This window comes from Streptomyces albofaciens JCM 4342 (assembly GCF_008634025.1).
GTDB classification, from domain to species: Bacteria; Actinomycetota; Actinomycetes; order Streptomycetales; family Streptomycetaceae; genus Streptomyces; species Streptomyces albofaciens.
The window spans coordinates 2219653-2239186 of record NZ_PDCM01000002.1; the positions used below are offsets into that span (position 1 = coordinate 2219653).

The 19534-nt window shown below is 74.3% G+C and carries 11 protein-coding genes; 9 read left to right on the forward strand and 2 right to left on the reverse strand.

The annotated features are described in order from the left end of the window. Nucleotides 1-247: 247 nt before the first annotated feature. From leuC to CP973_RS29895, 5 genes are read left to right on the forward strand one after another with little or no spacing between them, the layout of a single operon-like run. Complete coding sequence (leuC, locus tag CP973_RS29875; protein ID WP_167538541.1) at nucleotides 248-1648, forward strand: 3-isopropylmalate dehydratase large subunit; 1401 nt, start codon at nucleotides 248-250, stop codon at nucleotides 1646-1648. Between the two features lie 14 nt (nucleotides 1649-1662). Beyond that, nucleotides 1663-2289: a 3-isopropylmalate dehydratase small subunit gene (leuD, locus tag CP973_RS29880; protein WP_150246993.1), complete on the forward strand. Its 627-nt coding sequence runs from the start codon at nucleotides 1663-1665 to the stop codon at nucleotides 2287-2289. Next, a complete protein-coding gene (locus CP973_RS29885) occupies nucleotides 2289-3500 on the forward strand; it encodes a pyridoxal phosphate-dependent aminotransferase (protein ID WP_150246994.1) in 1212 nt (403 codons plus the stop codon). Before leuD ends, CP973_RS29885 begins: the two co-directional genes overlap by 1 nt. Further along, nucleotides 3497-4525, forward strand: a complete 1029-nt coding sequence (locus tag CP973_RS29890; RefSeq protein WP_150246995.1) for a TauD/TfdA family dioxygenase — start codon at nucleotides 3497-3499, stop codon at nucleotides 4523-4525. The genes CP973_RS29885 and CP973_RS29890 overlap by 4 nt, the downstream gene beginning before the upstream one ends. Beyond that, entirely contained in the window at nucleotides 4522-5790 is a 1269-nt protein-coding gene (locus CP973_RS29895) for an MFS transporter (RefSeq protein WP_150246996.1), read from the forward strand. The genes CP973_RS29890 and CP973_RS29895 overlap by 4 nt, the downstream gene beginning before the upstream one ends. Before the next feature lie 52 nt (nucleotides 5791-5842). Here the strand turns inward: CP973_RS29895 and CP973_RS29900 are convergent, their stop codons facing one another. Together CP973_RS29900 and CP973_RS29905 are read right to left on the reverse strand one after the other, a co-directional pair. Continuing rightward, nucleotides 5843-6487, reverse strand: coding sequence for a LuxR C-terminal-related transcriptional regulator (locus CP973_RS29900; RefSeq protein ID WP_150246997.1), 645 nt, complete (start codon nucleotides 6485-6487; stop codon nucleotides 5843-5845). Next, nucleotides 6475-7731 carry a sensor histidine kinase gene (locus CP973_RS29905; RefSeq protein WP_150246998.1) on the reverse strand — a complete coding sequence of 419 codons (1257 nt, stop codon included), beginning with the start codon at nucleotides 7729-7731 and terminating at the stop codon, nucleotides 6475-6477. The genes CP973_RS29900 and CP973_RS29905 overlap by 13 nt, the downstream gene beginning before the upstream one ends. A gap of 338 nt (nucleotides 7732-8069) precedes the next feature. Between CP973_RS29905 and CP973_RS29910 the strand changes: the two genes are divergently transcribed. The 4 genes from CP973_RS29910 to CP973_RS29925 all read left to right on the forward strand — a co-directional run bounded on the left by CP973_RS29910 (nucleotide 8070) and on the right by CP973_RS29925 (nucleotide 19534). Next, entirely contained in the window at nucleotides 8070-8828 is a 759-nt protein-coding gene (locus CP973_RS29910) for an ABC transporter ATP-binding protein (RefSeq protein WP_150250477.1), read from the forward strand. Nucleotides 8829-8832: 4 nt separating this feature from the next. Continuing rightward, a complete protein-coding gene (locus CP973_RS29915; protein WP_150246999.1) occupies nucleotides 8833-11403 on the forward strand; it encodes an ABC transporter permease in 2571 nt (856 codons plus the stop codon). 273 nt (nucleotides 11404-11676) lie between these two features. Next, nucleotides 11677-12987: a serine hydrolase domain-containing protein gene (locus CP973_RS29920; RefSeq protein ID WP_167538542.1), complete on the forward strand. Its 1311-nt coding sequence runs from the start codon at nucleotides 11677-11679 to the stop codon at nucleotides 12985-12987. Nucleotides 12988-13060: 73 nt separating this feature from the next. Continuing rightward, entirely contained in the window at nucleotides 13061-19534 is a 6474-nt protein-coding gene (locus CP973_RS29925) for a non-ribosomal peptide synthetase (protein ID WP_150247001.1), read from the forward strand.

Here is a 19534-nt window from a genome sequence, read left to right on the forward strand (position 1 = left end):
CTGCGATGTCTCCATGCTGCGCCCCCGGACGCCGCCGCACAGTGGGACAGGCTCCCCAATCGAGGTGCAGAGAACTGCACCAGGGCGGCCATGCGTACCGCCGGCCCGGGGCCCGGTGCCCTCGCCCGGGCACGCACGGCCAGGTGTATTTCGCGTCGGCTTAAAGACATGGTGATCCCGGGTTCCAGGCCGCAGGCTGGGACCGGCCCGGAATGCGCGGCCGTTGAGGTGACGGAGGAGAGGTCCCATGGGTTCACCGATGACTCTGGCGGCGAAATTGTGGGAAAGCCACGTGGTCGACTCGCCGCCCGGTGGACCGGATCTCCTGTACATCGATCTGCACCTGACGCACGAGGCGACCTCACCGCAGGCGTTCGACGGCCTGCGGCTGGCCGGGCGGTCCGTACGGCGGCCGGAGCTGACGCTGGCCCTGGAGGACCACAACGTGCCGACCAGCCCGCTGGCCGTCGCCGATCCGGTCAGCCGTACGCAGTTGGAGACGCTGCGCCGCAACTGTGAGACGCACGGCATCGAGCTGTACTCCCTCGGGCACCGCCGGCAGGGCATCGTGCACGTCGTCGGGCCCGAACTCGGCCTGGTGCACCCCGGCATGACCGTGGTGTGCGGCGACAGCCACACCTCGACGCACGGCGCCTTCGGGGCGCTGGCCTTCGGCATCGGCACCAGCGACGTGGAACACGTACTCGCCACGCAGTGCCTGGAGCTGCCGCGTCCGAAGACGATGGCGGTGGACTTCGACGGCGAGCTGCCCAGCGGGGTGGGCGCCAAGGACCTGGTGCTGGCGCTGATCGCGGAGATCGGCCCCAACGGCGCGCAGGGGCACATGGTCGAGTACCGCGGCGCGGCCGTCCGGGGGCTGTCCATGGAGTCCCGGATGACGCTGTGCAACATGAGCATCGAGGCGGGCGCGCGGGCCGGCCTGGTCGCGCCGGACGCGACGACGCTCGCGTACCTCAGGGACCGGCCGTACGCGCCGGGCGCCGGCCACCGGGACGCGGCCGCGGCGCACTGGGCGACGCTGCGCAGCGACCCCGGCGCGCGCTTCGACCGCTGCGTACGGATCGACGTCTCCGCGCTCACCCCGTGGGTGACGTGGGGCACCAACCCGGCGCAGGCGGCCCCCCTCGCCTCCGAGGTGCCCGCCCCGGACGCCTTCGCCGACCCGCTGGAGCGGGCCTCGGCCCAACGCGCCCTGCGCTACATGGACCTGGCCCCGGGCACCCCCCTCCGCGACATCCCCATCGACGTGGTCTTCCTCGGCTCGTGCACCAACGGGCGGCTGGAGGACCTGCGGGCCGCGGCTTCCGTGCTCAAGGGCCGCAGCGTCGCCGGCAGCACCCGCCTGCTGGTCGTCCCCGGCTCCATGGAGGTCCGCGAGAAGGCCGAGGCGGAGGGGCTGCACGAGGTCTTCCTGGCGTCCGGCGCCGAGTGGCGCTCCCCCGGCTGCTCGATGTGCCTGGGCATGAACACCGACCGGCTCGTCGGCACGGTGCGCAGCGCGTCGACGTCCAACCGCAACTACGAGGGCCGGCAGGGCGCCACCGCGCGCACCCACCTGGTCTCGCCGGAGGTGGCCGCCGCCACGGCGGTCACCGGCCGGCTCACCGCCCCCGCCGACCTGGCATGAGAGGTACCGAGCCCGTGGAACCCTTCACCGAGCACACCGGCACCGCGGTGGCCGTGCGCCGCGACGACATCGACACCGACCAGATCCTGCCCGCGGAGTTCTGCAAGCGGGTGGTCAAGTCCGGTTACGCGGACGCGCTGTTCAAAGGCTGGCGGGAGCGGGGCGACTGCGTCATCGACCGGCCCGAGCACCGCGGCGCGACGATCCTGCTGGCCGGCAAGGACTTCGGCATCGGCAGCTCCCGCGAGCACGCCGTCTGGGCCCTGCGCGACGGCGGTTTCCTGGCCGTGGTGGCCACCGGGTTCGGCGACATCTTCCGGCGCAACGCGCTGAACAACGGGCTGATCCCGGTCGATCTTCCGGCGCCGGTGGTGGAAGGGCTGATGGACCGGGTGGAGGCCGGACCCGGTTTCCGGCTCACCGTGGACCTGCGGACCTGCCGGCTGCGCTGGGCGGGCGGCGAAGCGGACTTCGTGATCGACGACCGGGCGCGCCGGATGCTGCTGGAGGGCAAGGACGCCATCGAGCAGACCCTGCTGCGGCAGGACGCCATCGCCGCGTACGAGGCGCGCCGCGCGCCCTGGATGCCGGCCGTCCCACGGGGCGCGTTCGACGCCGCGTCCGCGGCGGGGGCCCGGTGATGGCCGCCGCCGTCCGGGGCGCGCGCGACGTGCTCGGGGCCGCGCGGGTGCGGCAGTTGCCCGGCGGCGGCCTGGCCGGACTGCTGCGCGACGGCGTTCCGGCCGGCACGGTGAACCTCGCGGTGGGCACCCCCGCGTTCCCGGACACGCCCCCTGAGCTGGTGGACGCGGCCTGTGCGGCGCTGCGCGCGGGCGTGCACCAGTACCAGGACCCGGCCGGTGTGCCGGCCCTGCGCGAGCGGATCGCCGCCGGGCTGCCGGGCGCCCCCGACCCGGACACCGAGATCACCGTGACGGTGGGCGGCAGCGAAGGCCTGTGCGTGGCCCTGCTGGCGGCCGTCGACCCCGGTGACGAGGTGATCGTGCTGGAGCCGTGCTACGAGAACTTCCTCAGCGCGGTCGCGCTGGCGGGCGGCCGGGTGCGCCCCGTACCGCTGCGCGCGCCGGACTGGATCCTGGACCCGGCGGAGCTGGCCGCCGCCATGGGACCCCGGACCCGGGCCGTCGTCCTGAACAGCCCGGGCAACCCCACCGGGCAGCTGCTCGGCCGCCAGGACCTCACGGTGATCGCCGAGTTGTGCGCACGGTGGGACGTCACGGTCGTCTCCGACGAGGTGTACGCCGACTACGTCTACGACGGGCGGCAGCACTGCTCGGTGGCCGAGGTGCCCGGCCTGGCCGAGCGGAGCATCGTCGTGGGCAGCTTCTCCAAGAGCCACGCGATCAGCGGCTGGCGGCTGGGCTTCCTGCGGGCCCCGGCGCGGTGGACGGAGCTGCTGCGCCAGATCCACGTCGCCACGACGGCCGGCGCCCCCGCCGCCTTCCAGCACGCCGCGGCCGCCGTCGACCTGCACGGCCCCGGCCGGCAGCGGCGCTCGGCGGCCATGGCCGCACGGCGCGACAGCGCGGTGGCGCTGCTGCGCGAGGCCGGCTTCCACTGCGCCGAACCCGCCGGCGGCTGCTACGTCCTGGCGGGCATCGACGGCCTGACCGACGAGCCGAGCCCGGCCTTCGTCCGCACCCTGCTCCAGGACTCCGGGGTACTGCTGGCCCCCGCCACCTCGTTCTTCGCCGACCCGCGGCGCGGTGAGCGGCATGTGCGGGTGGCGTTCAACCGGCCGGCCGAGACCCTCGACACCGCCCGGCGGCGCCTGCTCGCCCGCACGCGCGCCGGCCTCCCGCACCGCATTCAGGAAGGTGAACGAACGTGACAAGCACGATGGATCTGGTGACCGGGCCCCGGCACGGCGGCCTGGTGCTCGGCATCGAGGCCGACTCCCCCGGGGCCGCGCTGACCGAGGTGGGGGCGCGGCACGGCGAGCGCATCCGCGAGGGGGTGATCGAGCACGGCACCGCCCTGCTCAGCGGGTTCTCCTGGGCCGACTGGCCGGAGCTGGACGCCTTCGTCAACAGCGTCGTCGGCCGGCCGCTGGACTACACCGAGCGCTCGTCGCCGCGTACGGAGCTGCACCCCGGGGTGTTCACCGCCACCGACCACCCGCCGACCGAGGAGATCTTCCTCCACACCGAGCAGTCCTACAACCTCAACGTCCCGCGCTACCTGTTCTTCTTCTGCCGCCAGGGGGCGCCCGAGGGCGGGGCCAACACGCTCGCCGACTGCCGGGCCCTGTACGACACGCTGCCCCGCCGGATCGCCGACCGCTTCGACGAGGAGGGCTACCTGCTGGTCCGCAACTTCCTCCCGGGCCTCGGCCTGTCCTGGCAGGACGCGTTCGGCACGAAGGACCGCGCGGAGGTGCAGGCGTACTGCGACGCCAACGCCATCGAGGTGGAGTGGGTGGACGAGGACCATCTGCGCACCAAGCAGCGGCGCTGGGCGGTGGCCACGCACCCGGTGACCGGCCGGCGCTCGTGGTTCAACCACATGACGTTCTTCCACGCGCGCACGCTGCGCCCGGAGGTGGGCGAGTTCCTGCTGGAGGAGTACGGCCCCTGGGGCATGCCGACCAACACCTTCCACGCCGACGGCTCGGAGATTCCCGACGAGGTGGTGACCGGCCTCCAGCAGGCGTACCGGGACCACGCGATCGAGGTGACCGCCCGTACCGGCGAGGTGCTGATCGTGGACAACCTGAGCGTGGCGCACGGCAGGCTGCCGTTCGTGCCGCCCCGTGAGCTGTTCGTGAGCATGTCGGACGCGCTGCCGTGGTCGGCGCTGCGTCCGGTGGAGCGGACCTCCGCCCCCGCGGGCGGGGACACGGCGCCCGCCGGATGAGCACCGGCGCGGACGTGGCCGCCACGCGGCCGGCCCCGCCGCCCCGCCCGCTCTCCCGCAACCGGGAGTACAACCTGCTGTGGAGCGCCAACATGGTCTCCCAGCTGGGCGCCCAGGGCACGCTGATCGCCTACCCGATGCTGGTCCTGGCGCTCGGCGGCTCGGCCCTCCAGGCGTCGCTGGTGGAGTTCGCCATCGGCACCTCGCGGGCCCTGGCGGCGGTGCCGGCCGGGGCCCTGGCGGACCGCTGGAACCGCAGGACCGTGCTGCTGGTGGCCGAGCTGGGCCGGGCGGTGGCCCTCGGGCTGCTCGCCCTGACGGTCGCGCTCGGATCGGGCGGCTTCGGGGCGATCCTGGCCGTGGCGGTGGTCGAGGGGGTGTGCACGTCGCTGTTCACCACCACCGACCAGGCGCTGCTGCCCGGTGTCGTGCCACGCTCCCAGCTGGGCACGGCGGTGGCCCGCAACACCGCCCGCTACCACCTCGCCACGGTGGTCGGCCCGGGCCTCGGCGGGGTCCTGTACGGGGTGCACCGGCTGCTGCCGTTCGTGGCGCAGGCGGCGGCCTCGCTGCTGTCCTTCGTCACGCTGCTGTTCCTGCGGGTGCCGCGGCGGCCGTCCGGCGGACCGGAGGCGCGTGAGGGGATGGCGGGCGGGATGCGCTCGGGGCTGCGGTGGCTGGCCGCCAACCGGCCGGTGCGCACCACGGTGCTGGTAGCCACCGTCTTCAACCTGGCCTTCGGCGGGATGCTGCTGGTGGTCGTGGTGATGGCGCAGCAGGCCGGGCGCCCGGCCGGGGAGATCGGCGCGATCGGCGCGCTGCTGGGGGCGGGCGGGGTGGTGGGCGCGGTGCTGGCGCCCCGGCTGCGGCACCTGCTCACGCCGTACGCCGCCCTGATGCTCCTGACGTGGGGCGCGGCGGTGCTGGTGCCGCTGCTGGCGGTGGTGCCGCTGGGGTACGCGAGCGGTCTGGTGCTGGCCGGTGTGGCCCTGCTGGCGCCCACGGCCAGCGCGATCGTGACGACGTACCAGATGCTCGTCACGCCCGACGGGATGCGGGGCCGGCTGGCCGGGGTGATCGGCATCTCCATGAGCGCGGGCTCCGCGCTGGGGCCGCTGATCGGCGGTGTGCTGCTGGAGACGGCGGGCGGCACGGCCACCGTCCTGGTGTGCACGGCGGTGTTCGGGGTCCTCGCGCTGGTGGTGTCCTTCGCGCCGGCCGTACGGACCTTCCCGCGGCCGAAGGAGCTGGAGGCGGCCGAGTAGGCCCGGTGTACGGCGGGGACCGGTCCGCCCCTGGACCGGTCCCCGCAGGCGTTCACGCCCGCAGATACGTCAGGACCGCCAGCACCCGCCGGTGCCCGCTGGCCGAGGTGGGCAGGTCCAGCTTGGTGAAGATGCTGCCGATGTGCTTGTTGACGGAACTCTCGGCGATGAAGAGCGACTTGGCGATCACCGGGTTGCTCTGTCCCTCGGCCATCAGCGCCAGCACCTCGCGCTCGCGCTGGGTGAGGGTGCTCAGGGGGTCGTCGCCGGCCCGGCGGATCATCAGCTGGGAGATCACCTCCGGATCCATGGCGGTGCCGCCGGCCGCGATCCGGTCCAGCGCCTCCAGGAACTCCTCGGTGTTGCCCACCCGGTCCTTGAGCAGGTAGCCGACGCCCGAGGCGCTCTGCGCGAGCAGTTCGCCCGCGTAGGCCCGTTCCACGTACTGCGACAGGACCAGGACGGGGAGTTCGGGGATCTGGCGGCGGGCCTCCACCACCGCGCGCAGGCCCTCGTCGCGGAAGGACGGGGGCAGCCGGACGTCCACCACGGCGGCGTCGGGGCGGTGTTCGAGCAGGGCGGGCAGCAGGTCGGTGCCGTTGTCGACGGTGGCGCAGATCTCGTGGCCCTCGCCCTCCAGCAACAGGACCAGCCCCTCCCGGAGCAGCGCGTTGTCTTCGGCGATCAGGATCCGCATGGAATCTCCACTCTGAGTACGGTCGGGCCCCCGGGCGGGCTGACCAGTTCTGTCGTGCCGTCGAAGGCCGCGACCCGGCGGCGTACGCCCATGATTCCGCTGCCCGCGTGCTCGGAGGCGCCGCCGCGGCCGTTGTCCTCCACGTGGATGGAGATGCTGCGCTCGCCGATCCGCAGCCGCACCAGCGCGCTGTCCGCGCCGCTGTGCTTGGCGACGTTGGTCAGCGCCTCGGAGACGACGAAGTACGCGGCGGCCTCCACGGCCGCGGGGGCGCGGGGCGCGGCCGCCGCGTCGTCCTCGATGTCGATCGAGGTGGGCACCTCGTTCAGCGCGGTCAGCGCCCGTACGGCGTCGATCAGGCCGCGGTCGATCAGGACCGGCGGGTAGATGCCGCGGACCAGCTGGCGCAGCGACTCCAGGGCCTGCTGGGCGAGTTGCTGGGTGGCGTCGACCATCTCGGGGACCTGTTCGGGTCGCGCCTTGAGCGCCCGTTTGATCATGCCCAGGCGCAGCGACACCGCGACGATGCCGGCCTGCGCGCCGTCGTGCAGGTCCCGTTCGATGCGGCGCAGCTCCGCGTCGTGCGCGTCCAGCGCCTCGGCGCGGGTGACCGACAGTTCCTGCACCCGCTGCTCCAGCGGGACCCGGGCGCGGGTGACCAGGACCTTGCGGGAGCCCAGCGCGTGCACCCGGGCCAGCGCCACGACGATCGCGGCGGCCACCACCGCGTAGACCACCCCGACGAACATGGCGCCGAACGCCTTCGGCCAGGAGTCGACGGTGATGATGATGACGGCGTCCCGCTCGCGCGGCGCGAGCCGCCACCACAGCGGCGCGGTGAGCCAGTTGACGGCCCCGCCGCAGGCGCTGATGGCGGCGACGCACAGGGTGGTGCCCAGGATGCTGTGGGCGAGCAGCCACACGATGTCCTTGCGCACGGCCGGGTCGCGCAGCGACAGCCGCGGGCGGCGGGTGGCGGCGTCCACCCCGCGGTAGTACGTGACGACTTCGGCGCCCAAGAGGCGGGAGACCCGGCGGCGGTGGAATTCGGCCACCCGGCGCAGCAGCCGCAGGACGACCGGCAGCAGCAGGAAGCCGGTGCCCACCAGGCACAGGGCGAGGGTGACGACGAGCAGGTAGAAGACTCCGAGACCGGCCAGACCGGTGCCCAGGCAGAGCACGACGTAGCCGATGGCCTGCGGGAAGCGGCCGAACAGCCGGCGCGAGAGCTCCCGCGCGGGCATCCGTCGCAGTGTCGCGAACAGCGGTAAGGACATGACCGAGTGAACCCCCCGACGCTACGGCGCGATCACCGTACCACCGGGCGGTGACGCCCGGACCGGGCCTCCGGACCCTCCCGCGGCGGCGGTGCGGGGGCCTTCCGGAGGTCTCGGGGGCACTTATCTGCACCTTTAAATCTCCAGTTCACGTGGTGGTCCCCCGTGCGATCCGAGATCTAGCGTGCTGGAGCAGAAGAAGCGGAGACGGACTGCGCAGCGAGGGGTCGGACGTGGGCAGAAGGGACCGGGCGGCACGGGGCGCGACGGAGGCGGCGCCGCCTCCGCGGGCGGAGGCCACGCCCCTGGGCAACGGAGACGGCCGGCGGGCGGGCGACGGCCCGGTGGTCAGCCTCAGCGGGGTCCGCAAGACCTACGGCAGGGGCGCCGGCGCGGTGCACGCGCTGCGCGACCTGTCCATCGACTTCGCGCGGGGCTCCTTCACCGCGGTGATGGGCCCCTCGGGCGCCGGCAAGAGCACCTTCCTGCACTGCGCGGCGGGCCTGGACCGGCCGGACGCCGGGACCGTGGTGCTCGGCGGCACCGACCTCGCGAGCCTGAACGAGGTCGAGCTGACCATGCTGCGCCGGGAGCGCGTCGGCTTCGTCTTCCAGGCGTACAACCTGATGTCGGCGCTGACCGTGGCGGACAACATCACCCTGCCGCTGATGCTGGCGGACCGCCGGCCCGACTCCGCCTGGCTGGACCGGGTGGTGGCCCAGGTGGGGCTGAGCGACCGGCTCGGGCACCGGCCGTCGGAGCTGTCCGGCGGCCAGCAGCAGCGGGTGGCCATCGCCCGCGCCCTGGCGCCCCGCCCCGAGGTGGTCTTCGCCGACGAGCCCACCGGCGCGCTGGACACCCGTACCGCCAGGCAGGTGCTGCAACTCCTGCGCGACGTGGTCGACTCGACCGGGCAGACCGTGGTCATGGTGACGCACGACCCGGTCGCCGCGTCCTACGCGCACCGGGTGGTCTTCCTCGCGGACGGGCGGTACGCGGAGGAGATGACGCGGGCGACGCCGGAGCTGATCGCCGAGCGGATGACCCGGCTGGGAGAGTGGTGATCCCGTGTTCGCCCTCGTGCTGAAGACGGTCAAGGAGCGCAAGAGCGGCTTCGTGGGCGCGTTCGTGGCGCTCCTGGGGGCGTCCATGCTGATCACCGCCTTCGGCATCATCCTCCAGTCGGGCATCGACTCCGGTGTCCCGGCGCAGCGCTACAGCGACGCCGCGGTGGTGGTGGCGGGCCGGCAGGAGTTCTCGGTCACCGAGGGCAAGAGCACCAAGACGAAGGCGCTGGACGACGCCGTCGGGGTGCCGCGCTCGCTGCTGGCCAAGGTCGCGGCGGTGCCGGGGGTCCGGCAGGCCGTGGCCGATCTGCGCTTTCCCACCCAGCTGGTGGGCAAGGACGGCGGGGTTCTCAAAGGTGAGGACGGCGAGGGGGCGTTGGGCACGTCCTGGCCCGGCTCGGTCCTCGGCCCGTTCCACCTGGCCGGCGGGCGGGGCGCGGAGCGGCCCGGCGAAGTGGTCCTGGAGAAGTCGCTGGCCGAGCGGGCCGGGGTCAAGGCCGGCGGCACGGTACGGCTGGCGACCACGCAGGCCGCCGCGAGCTACACGGTGGCCGGCGTGGTCGAGTACCGCGGCCCCGGTGACGGACTGCGCACCCCGCCGGTGTTCTTCTCGGAGGCGCAGGCACGGCAGTTGTACGGCCGGGACGACCAGGTCTCGGCGATCGGCGTGCTCGCCAAGGACGGCACCGACCCGGAGGAGCTGGCGGAGCGGATCGAGGGCAAGCTCGGCGGCACCCCGGCGGACCTCTACACCGGGGACGCGCTGAGCAGTGTGGAGAACCCGGACGTGGCCTCGGCGCGGGGCAGCCTGAAGGAGCTGGCCGGTTCGCTGGGCGGCACGGTCATCCTGATCACCCTGATGGTGGTGAGCAGTACGCTCGCGCTCGGCGTCCACCAGCGGCGCCGCGAGCTGGCGCTGCTGCGCGCGGTGGGGGCGACGCCCAAGCAGATCCACAAGATGATCGCCGGTGAGGCGCTGGTGATCTCCCTGCTGGCGTCGGTCATCGGCTGTCTGCCGGGCGCGCTGGCGGCCGGGGTGCTGCGCGGGGCGCTGTCCGTGATCGGTGTGGTGCCGGACGACTTCGCGTTCTCCTACGGGCCGGTGCCGATGGTCGCGGCGGTGGCCATCGGGGTGGCGACCGCGCAGATCGCGGGGTTCGCGGTGGCCCGCAAGGTGGTGGCCATCCGGCCGGTGGAGGCGCTGAGCCAGTCCCGTACGGAGGAGCCCACGCTCGGCAGGGCCCGGGGCACCTTCGGTGTCGTCCTGCTCGTGCTGGGTCTCGCGGCCTCGATGCTCCCGCTGTTCTTCGGCAGCATCTTCGCCGTGGCGGGGGCGGGCAGCGGCGGCCTGATCATGGTCATCGCGATCCTGATGCTGGCGCCGCCGGTGGTCGGGCGGGCGACCCGGCTGCTGGCCCGGCCCTTCCGGCGGCGGTTCGGCACGCTGGGTTACCTGGCGGTGGCCAACACCCGTGCCAACGCCCGGCGGCTGGCGGCCGGCATCGGCCCGCTGATCCTGGCGATCGGCTTCGCCTCGGTGCAGCTGTTCATCCCCACCACGACCAACGAGGCGGCCAAGGACCAGGCCGCGGCGGGCGTGGTCGCCGACTACACGCTCGGCAGCGACCTCGGCGGGGTGCCCGTGGCGGCCACCGGGGACATCGCGCGGCTGCCCGGTGTCTCGGCGGCGGCCGGGGTGGTGCGTACGAAGCTGTTCGCGTCCCGGAAGCTGCTGGACTCGCCCGAGGTCTTCGACTACGAGGCGCAGGGCGTGACGCCGGGGAAGCTGGACCAGCTGTTCGACCTTGAGGTGGACGAGGGCGACCTGAACGGCCTGGGCGCCTCGCCCGACACGGTCGCCCTGAGCAGCGGCGCGGCGAGCACCCTGGGGGCCGGTGTGGGCGACCGGGTGCGGCTGCATCTGCCGGACGGCGCGCAGCAGGAGTCCAAGGTCGTCGCGGTCTACCGGCGCGGGCTGGGCTTCGGCGACGTGACGCTGCCGCACGACACGGTGATCAAGCACAGTTCCAAGCGGCTGGACGACTCGGTCCTGGTACGGCTGGCACCGGACGCGGACCGGGACAAGGTCGCCGACGGGCTGAGCGAACTGGCCGCGCGCTATCCGGGGCTGAAGGCCGCGGACGACGAGGGCGTGGCGCGGGAGAAGACCGCGATGGCGGGGCTGGTCGGCAGCGCGCTGCCGCTGGTGCTGGTCTTCGGCTACATCGCGGTGGCGGTCGCCAACACCCTGGTGATGACGACGCTCAGCAGGGTGCGGGAGTTCGCGCTGCTGCGGCTGGTCGGCGCGACGCCCGACCAGGTGATGCGGATGATGCGCACGGAGACCCTGATGGTCGTCCTGATCGCCGTGGTGGTGGGCACGGTCGTGCCGCTGCTGCCGCTGGTGACGGTGAGCGTCGGGCTGACCTCCTCCCCCGTGCCCTACATCCCGCCGCTGCTGTATCTGGGCATCGTCGCGGCAACGGCGGCGCTGGCCGCGGCGGCGGTGCTGCTGCCGACCAGGCTCGCGCTGCGCTCGCGCCCCGCCGACGCCATCGGGATGCGCGAATAGCCCGCGCCCGTGCGCACGCGGCCGGCGGTCCCCAGCGGGGGGCCGCCGGCCGTTCCGCTTGCCGGGCCCCGAACCCGTCCGGTTCGTCAACCTGCGCTATTTGCCTGCCGCTTAACGTCCCTACCTGGCAGTACTCCCCGGTGTTAGCCTGCTTTCACCAACGGGCTCGCACCGACGAACCCTCACTTTCCCGGGACATTCAGATCCGCGGACCATCTGCCGCGCCTTTCCGGATTCCGGGCTCACTGCCTATTGCCTTCTGGGGGATGTGCCGTGGACGCACGACGGCTGGGCGAAATACTCGGCGAACTGGCGCACCGCCACCGGATTTCCGTGGCGCAGTGCGCAGTGCGCGGACCGGGCGGCATATCCGTGGCACGGGCCGGTCACCATGACGCGGCAGGCGCGGGCGGTGCGGCGGAATCCGTGCGGCTGCCCTTCGCCTCGGTCACCAAGCTGTTCACCGCCGCCGTCGCCCTGCAACTGGTGACCGACGGCGACCTCGACCTCGACGAGCCGGTGCGTGCCCGGCTGTCCCCCTGGGCCGACGCCGCCTCCGGTGTGACGCTGCGGCATCTGCTGAGCCACTGCTCCGGCCTGGTCTGCGACGCGCCGGGCGAGCCCGGTTCGGCGGCGCAGGCCGCGACGGCCACCGCCGCCGCCGGCCTGCTCTTCCCGCCCGGCAGCGCCTTCTCGTACTCCAACGCCGGGTTCACCGTGGTGGGCCGGCTGATCGAGACGGTCACCGGGATGTCCTGGCGGCAGGCCGTGACGGATTTCCTGCTGGGCCCGCTGGACATCGCGCCCGCGTTCCTCGGCGGCGGCCCGGGCAGCGGCACCGTGCGCGGCGGTCACGTCGTCACGCGGAACGGCCCGGTGCCGGTCGCGCCGGCCGTGCCCCGGGCCGTGGAGCCCGCCGCGGCGCTGGCCGGCCGGGTCGAGGACCTGGTCGCCTTCGGCGGCCTCTTCCTGGACGACCGCGGCGGCGCCGCCCGCGCCCTGCTGGACGACGAGGCCGTGGCCGCCATGCGGCAGCCGCCGTTCGACGCCGTGCCGTTCGGGCTGGCCGACGCCTGGGGCCTGGGCTGGGCCCTGTACGGGACGGCGGCCGACCGGTGGCTGGGGCTGGACGCGGCCGGCGCGGGGACCGCCTGTCACCTGCGGGTGCACCCGGCGAGCGGCACCGTGCTCGCCTTCCAGGCCGATTCCGCCGCCGGTGCCGCCGCGTGGGACGACCTGGCCGCGCTGCTGCGCGCCGAGGGCCCGGCGGTCGGCATGCCGCCGGCCGGGGTGACGGCACCGGGCACGGACGCCGGTGCCGACCGCGCGCTGCCCGACTGCACCGGCCGGTGGGTCAACGGCGAAACGGTCTACCGGATCTCCCGTACCGCCGCCGGCACCGCGGTGCTGGAGGACGACGACGGAACCGAGTACTTCCTCTCCGGCCACGGTGTCCAGGTGTTTTCCGCACGGCCCGCCGAAAAGCCGGACACGGAACACCTGGGGCGTTTTCTGACCGACCCGGAATCCGGGCGGACCACCCTCATGCAATTCGGCGGCCGTTTGATGCAGCGCGCCGCCTGATCCGGACCGGCGCACCGCGGCCCGGCCGGGCATTTCACCGGCCGGGCGTCCCGCAATCCTTTGGAGAGCAGACGTGACAGCAACAAGTGACGGTTTTCCTCGCGACGGTGTGCGGGAGTCCGTGGGCATCGCGGACGGCACGGCCGGACTCTCCCCCGTACAGCAGCGGCTGTGGTTCCTCAACCGCTTCCAGGAGGGGCGGCCGGGGCAGACCCGCACGCTGTCCGTACGGCTGGGCGGCGCCCTGGACCTGCCCGCGCTGCGGGCCGCGCTGGCCGCGGTCGTCAGGCGGCACCGGGTCCTGGGCACGGTGCACCGCGAGGCGGAGGGGCGCTGCCGCCCGGAGTTCCGGCCGCCGGAGCGGACGTTCGCGGCGCTGCGCGCCGAGCCGGTGGCGCCGGCCCGGCTCAACCGTGCCCTGGCGCAGACGGCCGGCGAGGGCCTGGACCTCACCGCGGAGTGCCCGCTGCGCGTCCGGCTGCTGGGCCTGGCGCCGGACGACCACGTCCTGGTCCTGGTGGTGCACGAGATCGCGGCGGACGAGCGGTCGCTGACGCTGCTGGCCGATGAGCTGGCGGAGGCGTACGGGGAGGCCGTACGGACCGGCGGCACGCCGCGTGCCGACCACGGGCCGCAGTACGCGGAGGTCGCCGCCGCGGCACGCGAAGCGCTCGGCGACCCGCAGGAGCCGGGCAGCCGCGCCGCCGAGCACCTCGCCTACTGGCGCGCGGCGTTGGACGGCGCCCCGGAACAGCTCCAGCTGCCGCTGGACCGGCCCCGGCCGGCCCTCACCGACTACCGGAGCACCACGTACCACGGCTTCCTGGACACCGCCCTGCACCGCAAGCTGGACGGGCTGGCGCGGAGCGCGGGCGTGCCGCTCGACGCGGTGCTGCTGGCCGGTGTCTCGGCGCTGCTGCACCGCTTCGGCGCCGGTACGGACATCCCGCTGGCCGTCACCCTGCCCGGCCGGCCGGACGCCGGACCGGCCACGGTCATCGGGCCGCTGGCGAACACCGCCGTCGTACGGACGGCTCCGGCGCCCGGCCACGGCTTCCGGGCCCTGGTACGGGACTGCGCCGCGGCCGGTGCGGCGGCGCGGCAGCACGGGGCGGTGCCGTTCGAGCAGGTGGTGGACGCGCTGCGGCCCGAACGCGCGCTGAACCGGCACCCGTTGGCGCAGGTCGCCGTCGAGGTCCGGGAGGCGGAGACGGCGCGGCGGCCGTTCGGCCCGCTCACCGCGCGGGTGACCCGGCTGCCCGCCCAGCACTGCCGGTTCGACCTGCGCTTCGGCTTCCGTCCGCGGACCGGCGGCACCGGGCCGGCGGACGGCGCCCACGGCATCGACCTGGTCGTCGACTTCGGCACCGAGCTGTTCACGCCCGCCACCGCGCGGCGGCTGACCGACGGACTGCTGCGCCTGCTGCGGGCCGCCGCCGACGCGCCCGATGAGCCGTACGCCGGTTACGACGTGCTCGGCCCCGAGGAGCGGCAGCGGCTGCTGACCGACTGGAACGCCACCGCGCGGCCGGTGCCGGACGCCGGGGTGAGCCGCCTGTTCGAGGAGCGGGTACGCCACCACGCCGACCGCACCGCCCTGGTCTACGGCGCGACCCGCCTGTCGTACGCGCAGCTCGACGCGCGCGCCAACCGGCTGGCCCGCGCCCTGGTGGACGGCGGCGCACGGCCGGGCACGCTGGTGGCGCTGGCGCTGCCGCGCGGCCCGGAGCTGGTGGTCGCGCTGCTCGCGACGGCCAAGGCGGGGGCCGCCTACATCCCGCTCGACCCGGACTACCCGGCCGACCGGATCGGCTACATCCTCGGCCACGCCGCCCCGGCCGCGCTGATCACCGACGGCACCACGGCGCGGCGGCTCTCCGGGGCGCCGGAGCAGCTGTTCGTCCTGGACGACCCCGCGCTGCGGGACCGGCTGGCCGCGCTGCCCGGCACGGCCCTGACCCCGGACGAGCTGCCGGCCGCCCCCACCGGCGCCGACCCCGCGTACGTCATCTACACCTCCGGCTCCACCGGGCGTCCGAAGGGCGTGGTCGTCGGGCGGCACGCGCTCACCAACTTCCTGGTGTCCATGGGCGACCTGTTCCCGCTGACCGGCGACGACGTGTGGCTGTCCGTCACCACCATCGCCTTCGACATCGCGGCCCTGGAGCTGTACCTGCCGCTGATCAGCGGCGCGGCCGTGGTGCTCGCCGACCGGGAGACCACCACCGACCCCGGCGCGCTGGCCCGGCTGCTGACCTCCTCCGGGGCGAGCGTCATGCAGGCCACGCCGAGCCTGTGGCAGGCGCTGGTCGACGCGGAGCCGCAGGCGCTGCGCGGCCTGCGGATGCTGGTGGGCGGCGAGGCGCTGCCGGCCGCGCTGGCGGAGCGGATGCGGGCGCTCGGCTCGGAGGTCACCAACCTGTACGGGCCCACCGAGACCACCATCTGGTCGACCGCCGCCCGGCTCGACGACCGCCCGGGCCCGCCCGCCATCGGGCGTCCCATCGGCAACACCCGGGTCTACGTGCTCGACGCGGACCGGCAGCCCGTACCGGTGGGCGTCACCGGAGACCTGTACATCGCCGGGGCCGGGGTGGCGATCGGCTACCTCCACCAGGAGGAGCTGACCCGCGAGCGCTTCGTCCCGGACCCGTTCGCGTCCGGCATGGGGGTCCCCCCGGCCGAAGGCCGGGGGAGGATGTACCGCACCGGCGACCTGGCGCGCTGGGCCGCCGACGGCAATCTGGAGTTCCTGGGCCGCTCCGACTTCCAGGTCAAGATCCGCGGGTTCCGCATCGAACTCGGGGAGATCGAGGCGGTGCTGGAGCAGCATCCGGGCGTCGGCAAGGCGGTCGCGGTGGCCCATGCGTACGGGCCCGGGGACACCCGGCTGGTGGCGTACGTGACCCCGGCCGGCGCCGACGCCGCGGAGCTGCGCGCCTTCGCGGGCGCCCGGCTGCCCGCGTACATGGTCCCGGCGGCCGTGATGGCGCTGGACGCGATCCCGCTGACGCCGAACGGCAAGACCGACCGCGCCGCGCTCCCGGCACCGGGCGCCGACGCGGCCCCGCGCGGGCGCGGCCCGCGGATCGCCCGCGAGGAGCAGCTGTGCGACCTCTTCAGCGAGGTGCTGGGGCTGAGCGCGGTCGGCGTGGACGACAGCTTCTTCGACCTGGGCGGGCACTCGCTGCTGGCCACCCGGCTGATCGGCCGCATCCGTTCCGTGCTGGGCGTGGAGGTGCCCGTCCGGGCGCTGTTCGAGACGCCGACGGTGGCGGGGCTGGCCGGGCGGCTGGACGGGGCGCGGGCCCGGGAGACCGGGCTGAAGCCGGTGGGCCGGGACGGTGACCTGCCGCTCTCGTACGGGCAGCAGCGGCTGTGGTTCCTCTACGACTACGAGTCCCAGGGCAGCGAGTACAACTCCGCGTTCGGCCTGCGGCTGACCGGACCGCTCGACGTGCCCGCGCTGCGGTCCGCGGTCACCGCGCTCGCGGCCCGGCACGAGGCGCTGCGCACCACGTTCGGCTCGCGCGGCGGGCAGGGCGTCCAGATCGTGCACGAGCCGGGCGAGGTGCCGGTCCGGATGATCGACCTCACCGGTGCGGATGCCGTACCCGAAGCCGATGGGGACCACCGCGAGGCCGCGCTGACGCGGGTGCTGCGCACCGCGCTGAGCGAGCCGTTCGACCTGCGCGCGGGTCCGGTGCTGCGGCCGCTGCTGGTCCGGGTCGCTGAGGAGGACCACGTCCTGGTCCTGGACATGCACCACATCGTCACCGACGGCTGGTCGAAGGACGTGATGGCCCGCGAGCTGGGCGTGCTCTACGAGGCGGCGCACAGTGGACGGCCTGCGGAGCTGGCACCGCTGCCCGTCCAGTACCCGGACTTCGCGGTCTGGCAGCGGGCTCCGCGCGCGGACGCGTACGCGGCCGATCTGGACTACTGGAAGCGGCAGTTGGACGGCGTCGTGCCGCTGGAGATGCCGACCGACCGGCCCCGCCCGGCCACCCGCAGCACCCGTGGCGCGGCACACCGCTACACGCTCTCCTCCGGCCTGGTCGCCGAGCTGACCGCGCTGTGCCGGCGGGAAGGCGTCACCCTCTTCGCGACGCTGGCCGCCGGTGTGCAGCTGCTGCTGTCGCGCTACGCCCGGCAGCAGGACATCGCGCTCGGCACCATCGTCTCCGGCCGTGACCACAGCGAGCTGGAGAACGTGCTCGGCTTCTTCGTCAACACGCTGGTGCTGCGGGCGCGGGTGCGGCCCGAGCTGACGGTCGCGGAGTTCCTGGCGGAGGTCCGCGGCACCGTCCTGGACGCCTTCACGCACCAGAACGTGCCGTACGACCGGCTCATCGAGGAGCTGCGGCCGGACCGCGACCCCAGCCGTACCCCGCTGATCCAGGCGGCGATGCTCCTCAAGCGCCCGCAGGGCCCGGTGCCGGGGCCCGACGGGCTGCGGATGGCGGAGTTCGGGCTGCCCCGGCTCAACGCGCTGTTCGACCTCGGCTTCGAGTTCGAGGAGCGGGACGGGGAGCTGGCCGGGCTGATCGAGTACAGCACGGCGCTCTTCGACGAGGAGACGGTCGCCCGGCTCGCGCGGCACCTGGTGGTGCTGCTGGAGAACATGGCCGCCGGTCCGGGGCGGCCGCTCGGGCAGCTGCCGATGATGGACGACGCGGAGCGGCGCCAGGTCACCACCGGCTGGAACGCCACCGACGCGGCGGGCCGCGCGGACCGTACGACCGTGCACCGGCTGGTGGCCGAGCAGGCGGCCCGCACCCCGGACGCCACGGCCGTCGTCACCCCGGACACCCGGCTGACCTTCGCCGGGCTGGAGGACGCCGCCGAGCGGCTGGCACACCGGCTGCTGGCGCACGGCGTGCGGCCGGGCGAGGTGGTCGCGGTACGCACCGGACGCGGGGCCGCGATGGTCATCGCCCAGCTCGCGGTGCTCAAGGCCGGGGCGGCCTATCTGCCGCTGGACCCCGCGCTGCCGGACGACCGCACCACGTACATGCTCCAGGACGCCTCCGTACGGCTGCTGCTGGTGCGGGACGGGCTGGCGGGGGTGCCGGTGCCGGAGGGTGTGGCGGTGCTGCGCGTCGAGGACGGGCCCGGTGATGGCGCGCCTCCGGCCGAGCCCGTGCGGGTGCCGGTGTCGGCCGGCGACCTGGCCTACGTGATCTACACCTCCGGGTCCACCGGGCGGGCCAAGGGCGTGCTCATCGAGCACCGCGGGGTGGTCAACCTCTGCGACTGGTACCGGGACTACTACCGGATCGGCCCGGGCGACCGGGCGTCGCAGATCGTCGGCCCCGGCTTCGACCCGACGATCCTCGAAGTGTGGGCCAACCTCGCCTGCGGGGCCTCGGTGCACTTCGCGCCGGAGACCGCGCTGGACGATCCGCACGAGTTCGCGGACTGGCTGGTCGCGGAGGGCGTCACGGTGACGCTGGTGCCGGCGCCGCGGCTGGATTCCGTACTGGATCAGCGCGCGCTGTGGGACGGCTCGCTGCGCTACGTGCTGACCGGCGCGGACGTGGTGCGGCGCAGACTGCCGGCCGACGCCCCGTTCACGCTGGTCAACCAGTACGGGCCGACGGAGATCACGGTACTGGCCACCGCCGTCTTCCTGAAACCGCAGGAGGAGGCCGCGGCGGGCCGGCTGCCCTCGATCGGCGCGCCGGTCACCAACACCCGTACGTACGTGCTGGACGAGCACCGCGACCCGGTGCCGGTCGGGGTGCCCGGCGAGCTGTACATCGGCGGCATCGGGGTGGCGCGCGGCTACCTGGGGCGCCCGGAGCTGACCGAGGAACGCTTCGTCCCCGACCACCTGGGGCCGGACCCGGACGGGCGGCTCTACCGCACCGGCGACCTGGTCCGGTGGCTGCCGGACGGCACGCTGGACTTCCTGGGCCGGATCGACAACCAGGTCAAGATCCGCGGCTACCGGGTGGAGCTGGGCGAGGTGGAGACGGCGCTGTTGCGCGAGGAGAACGTCGCGCAGGCGGCGGTCCTGGCCCGGCAGCAGCGCAGCGGCCACCACGACCTGGTCGGGTATGTGACGGGCCAGGGCGCGGCAGCCGTCGATCCCGAGGCCGTCCGCGCCCGCCTCGCGGCCGAACTGCCCGACTACATGGTGCCGTCGGTGCTCGTCGTGCTCGACGCGTTCCCGATGACCACCACCGGCAAGATCGACCGGCGTGCGCTGCCGCTGCCCGAGGAGCGGGCCGTTGCCGCCGGGGAGACCACCGCGCCGCGCAACCCCACCGAGGAGGCGCTCGCCCGGATGTGGGCCGAGGTCCTCGGGGAGCCGGTGGTGGGGGTCGAGGACGACCTGTTCGACCTCGGCGCCAACTCCGTGCTGACCCTGCGGATCACCTCCCGCATCCGGGAGCGGTTCGGCATCCGGGTCTCGGTGCGGGAGATCTTCACCGCCCGCACCGTAGCCGCACTGGCGGAGGACGTCCGCCGCAAAGTACTCGACGACTCGCGCCGCGTGCCGGCCGACACCACGGCGCGCGGCAGCGCGCGGGGGGAGTGA

Bases quoted from the DNA above. Each gene is read 5' to 3' on its own strand.
- leuC (WP_167538541.1), top strand. From the start codon at position 248: ATGGGTTCACCGATGACTCTGGCGGCGAAATTGTGGGAAAGCCACGTG.
- CP973_RS29885 (WP_150246994.1), top strand. From the start codon at position 2,289: ATGGCCGCCGCCGTCCGGGGCGCGCGCGACGTGCTCGGGGCCGCGCGG.
- CP973_RS29895 (WP_150246996.1), top strand. From the start codon at position 4,522: ATGAGCACCGGCGCGGACGTGGCCGCCACGCGGCCGGCCCCGCCGCCC.
- CP973_RS29900 (WP_150246997.1), bottom strand. From the start codon at position 6,487: ATGCGGATCCTGATCGCCGAAGACAACGCGCTGCTCCGGGAGGGGCTG.
- CP973_RS29905 (WP_150246998.1), bottom strand. From the start codon at position 7,731: ATGCCCGCGCGGGAGCTCTCGCGCCGGCTGTTCGGCCGCTTCCCGCAG.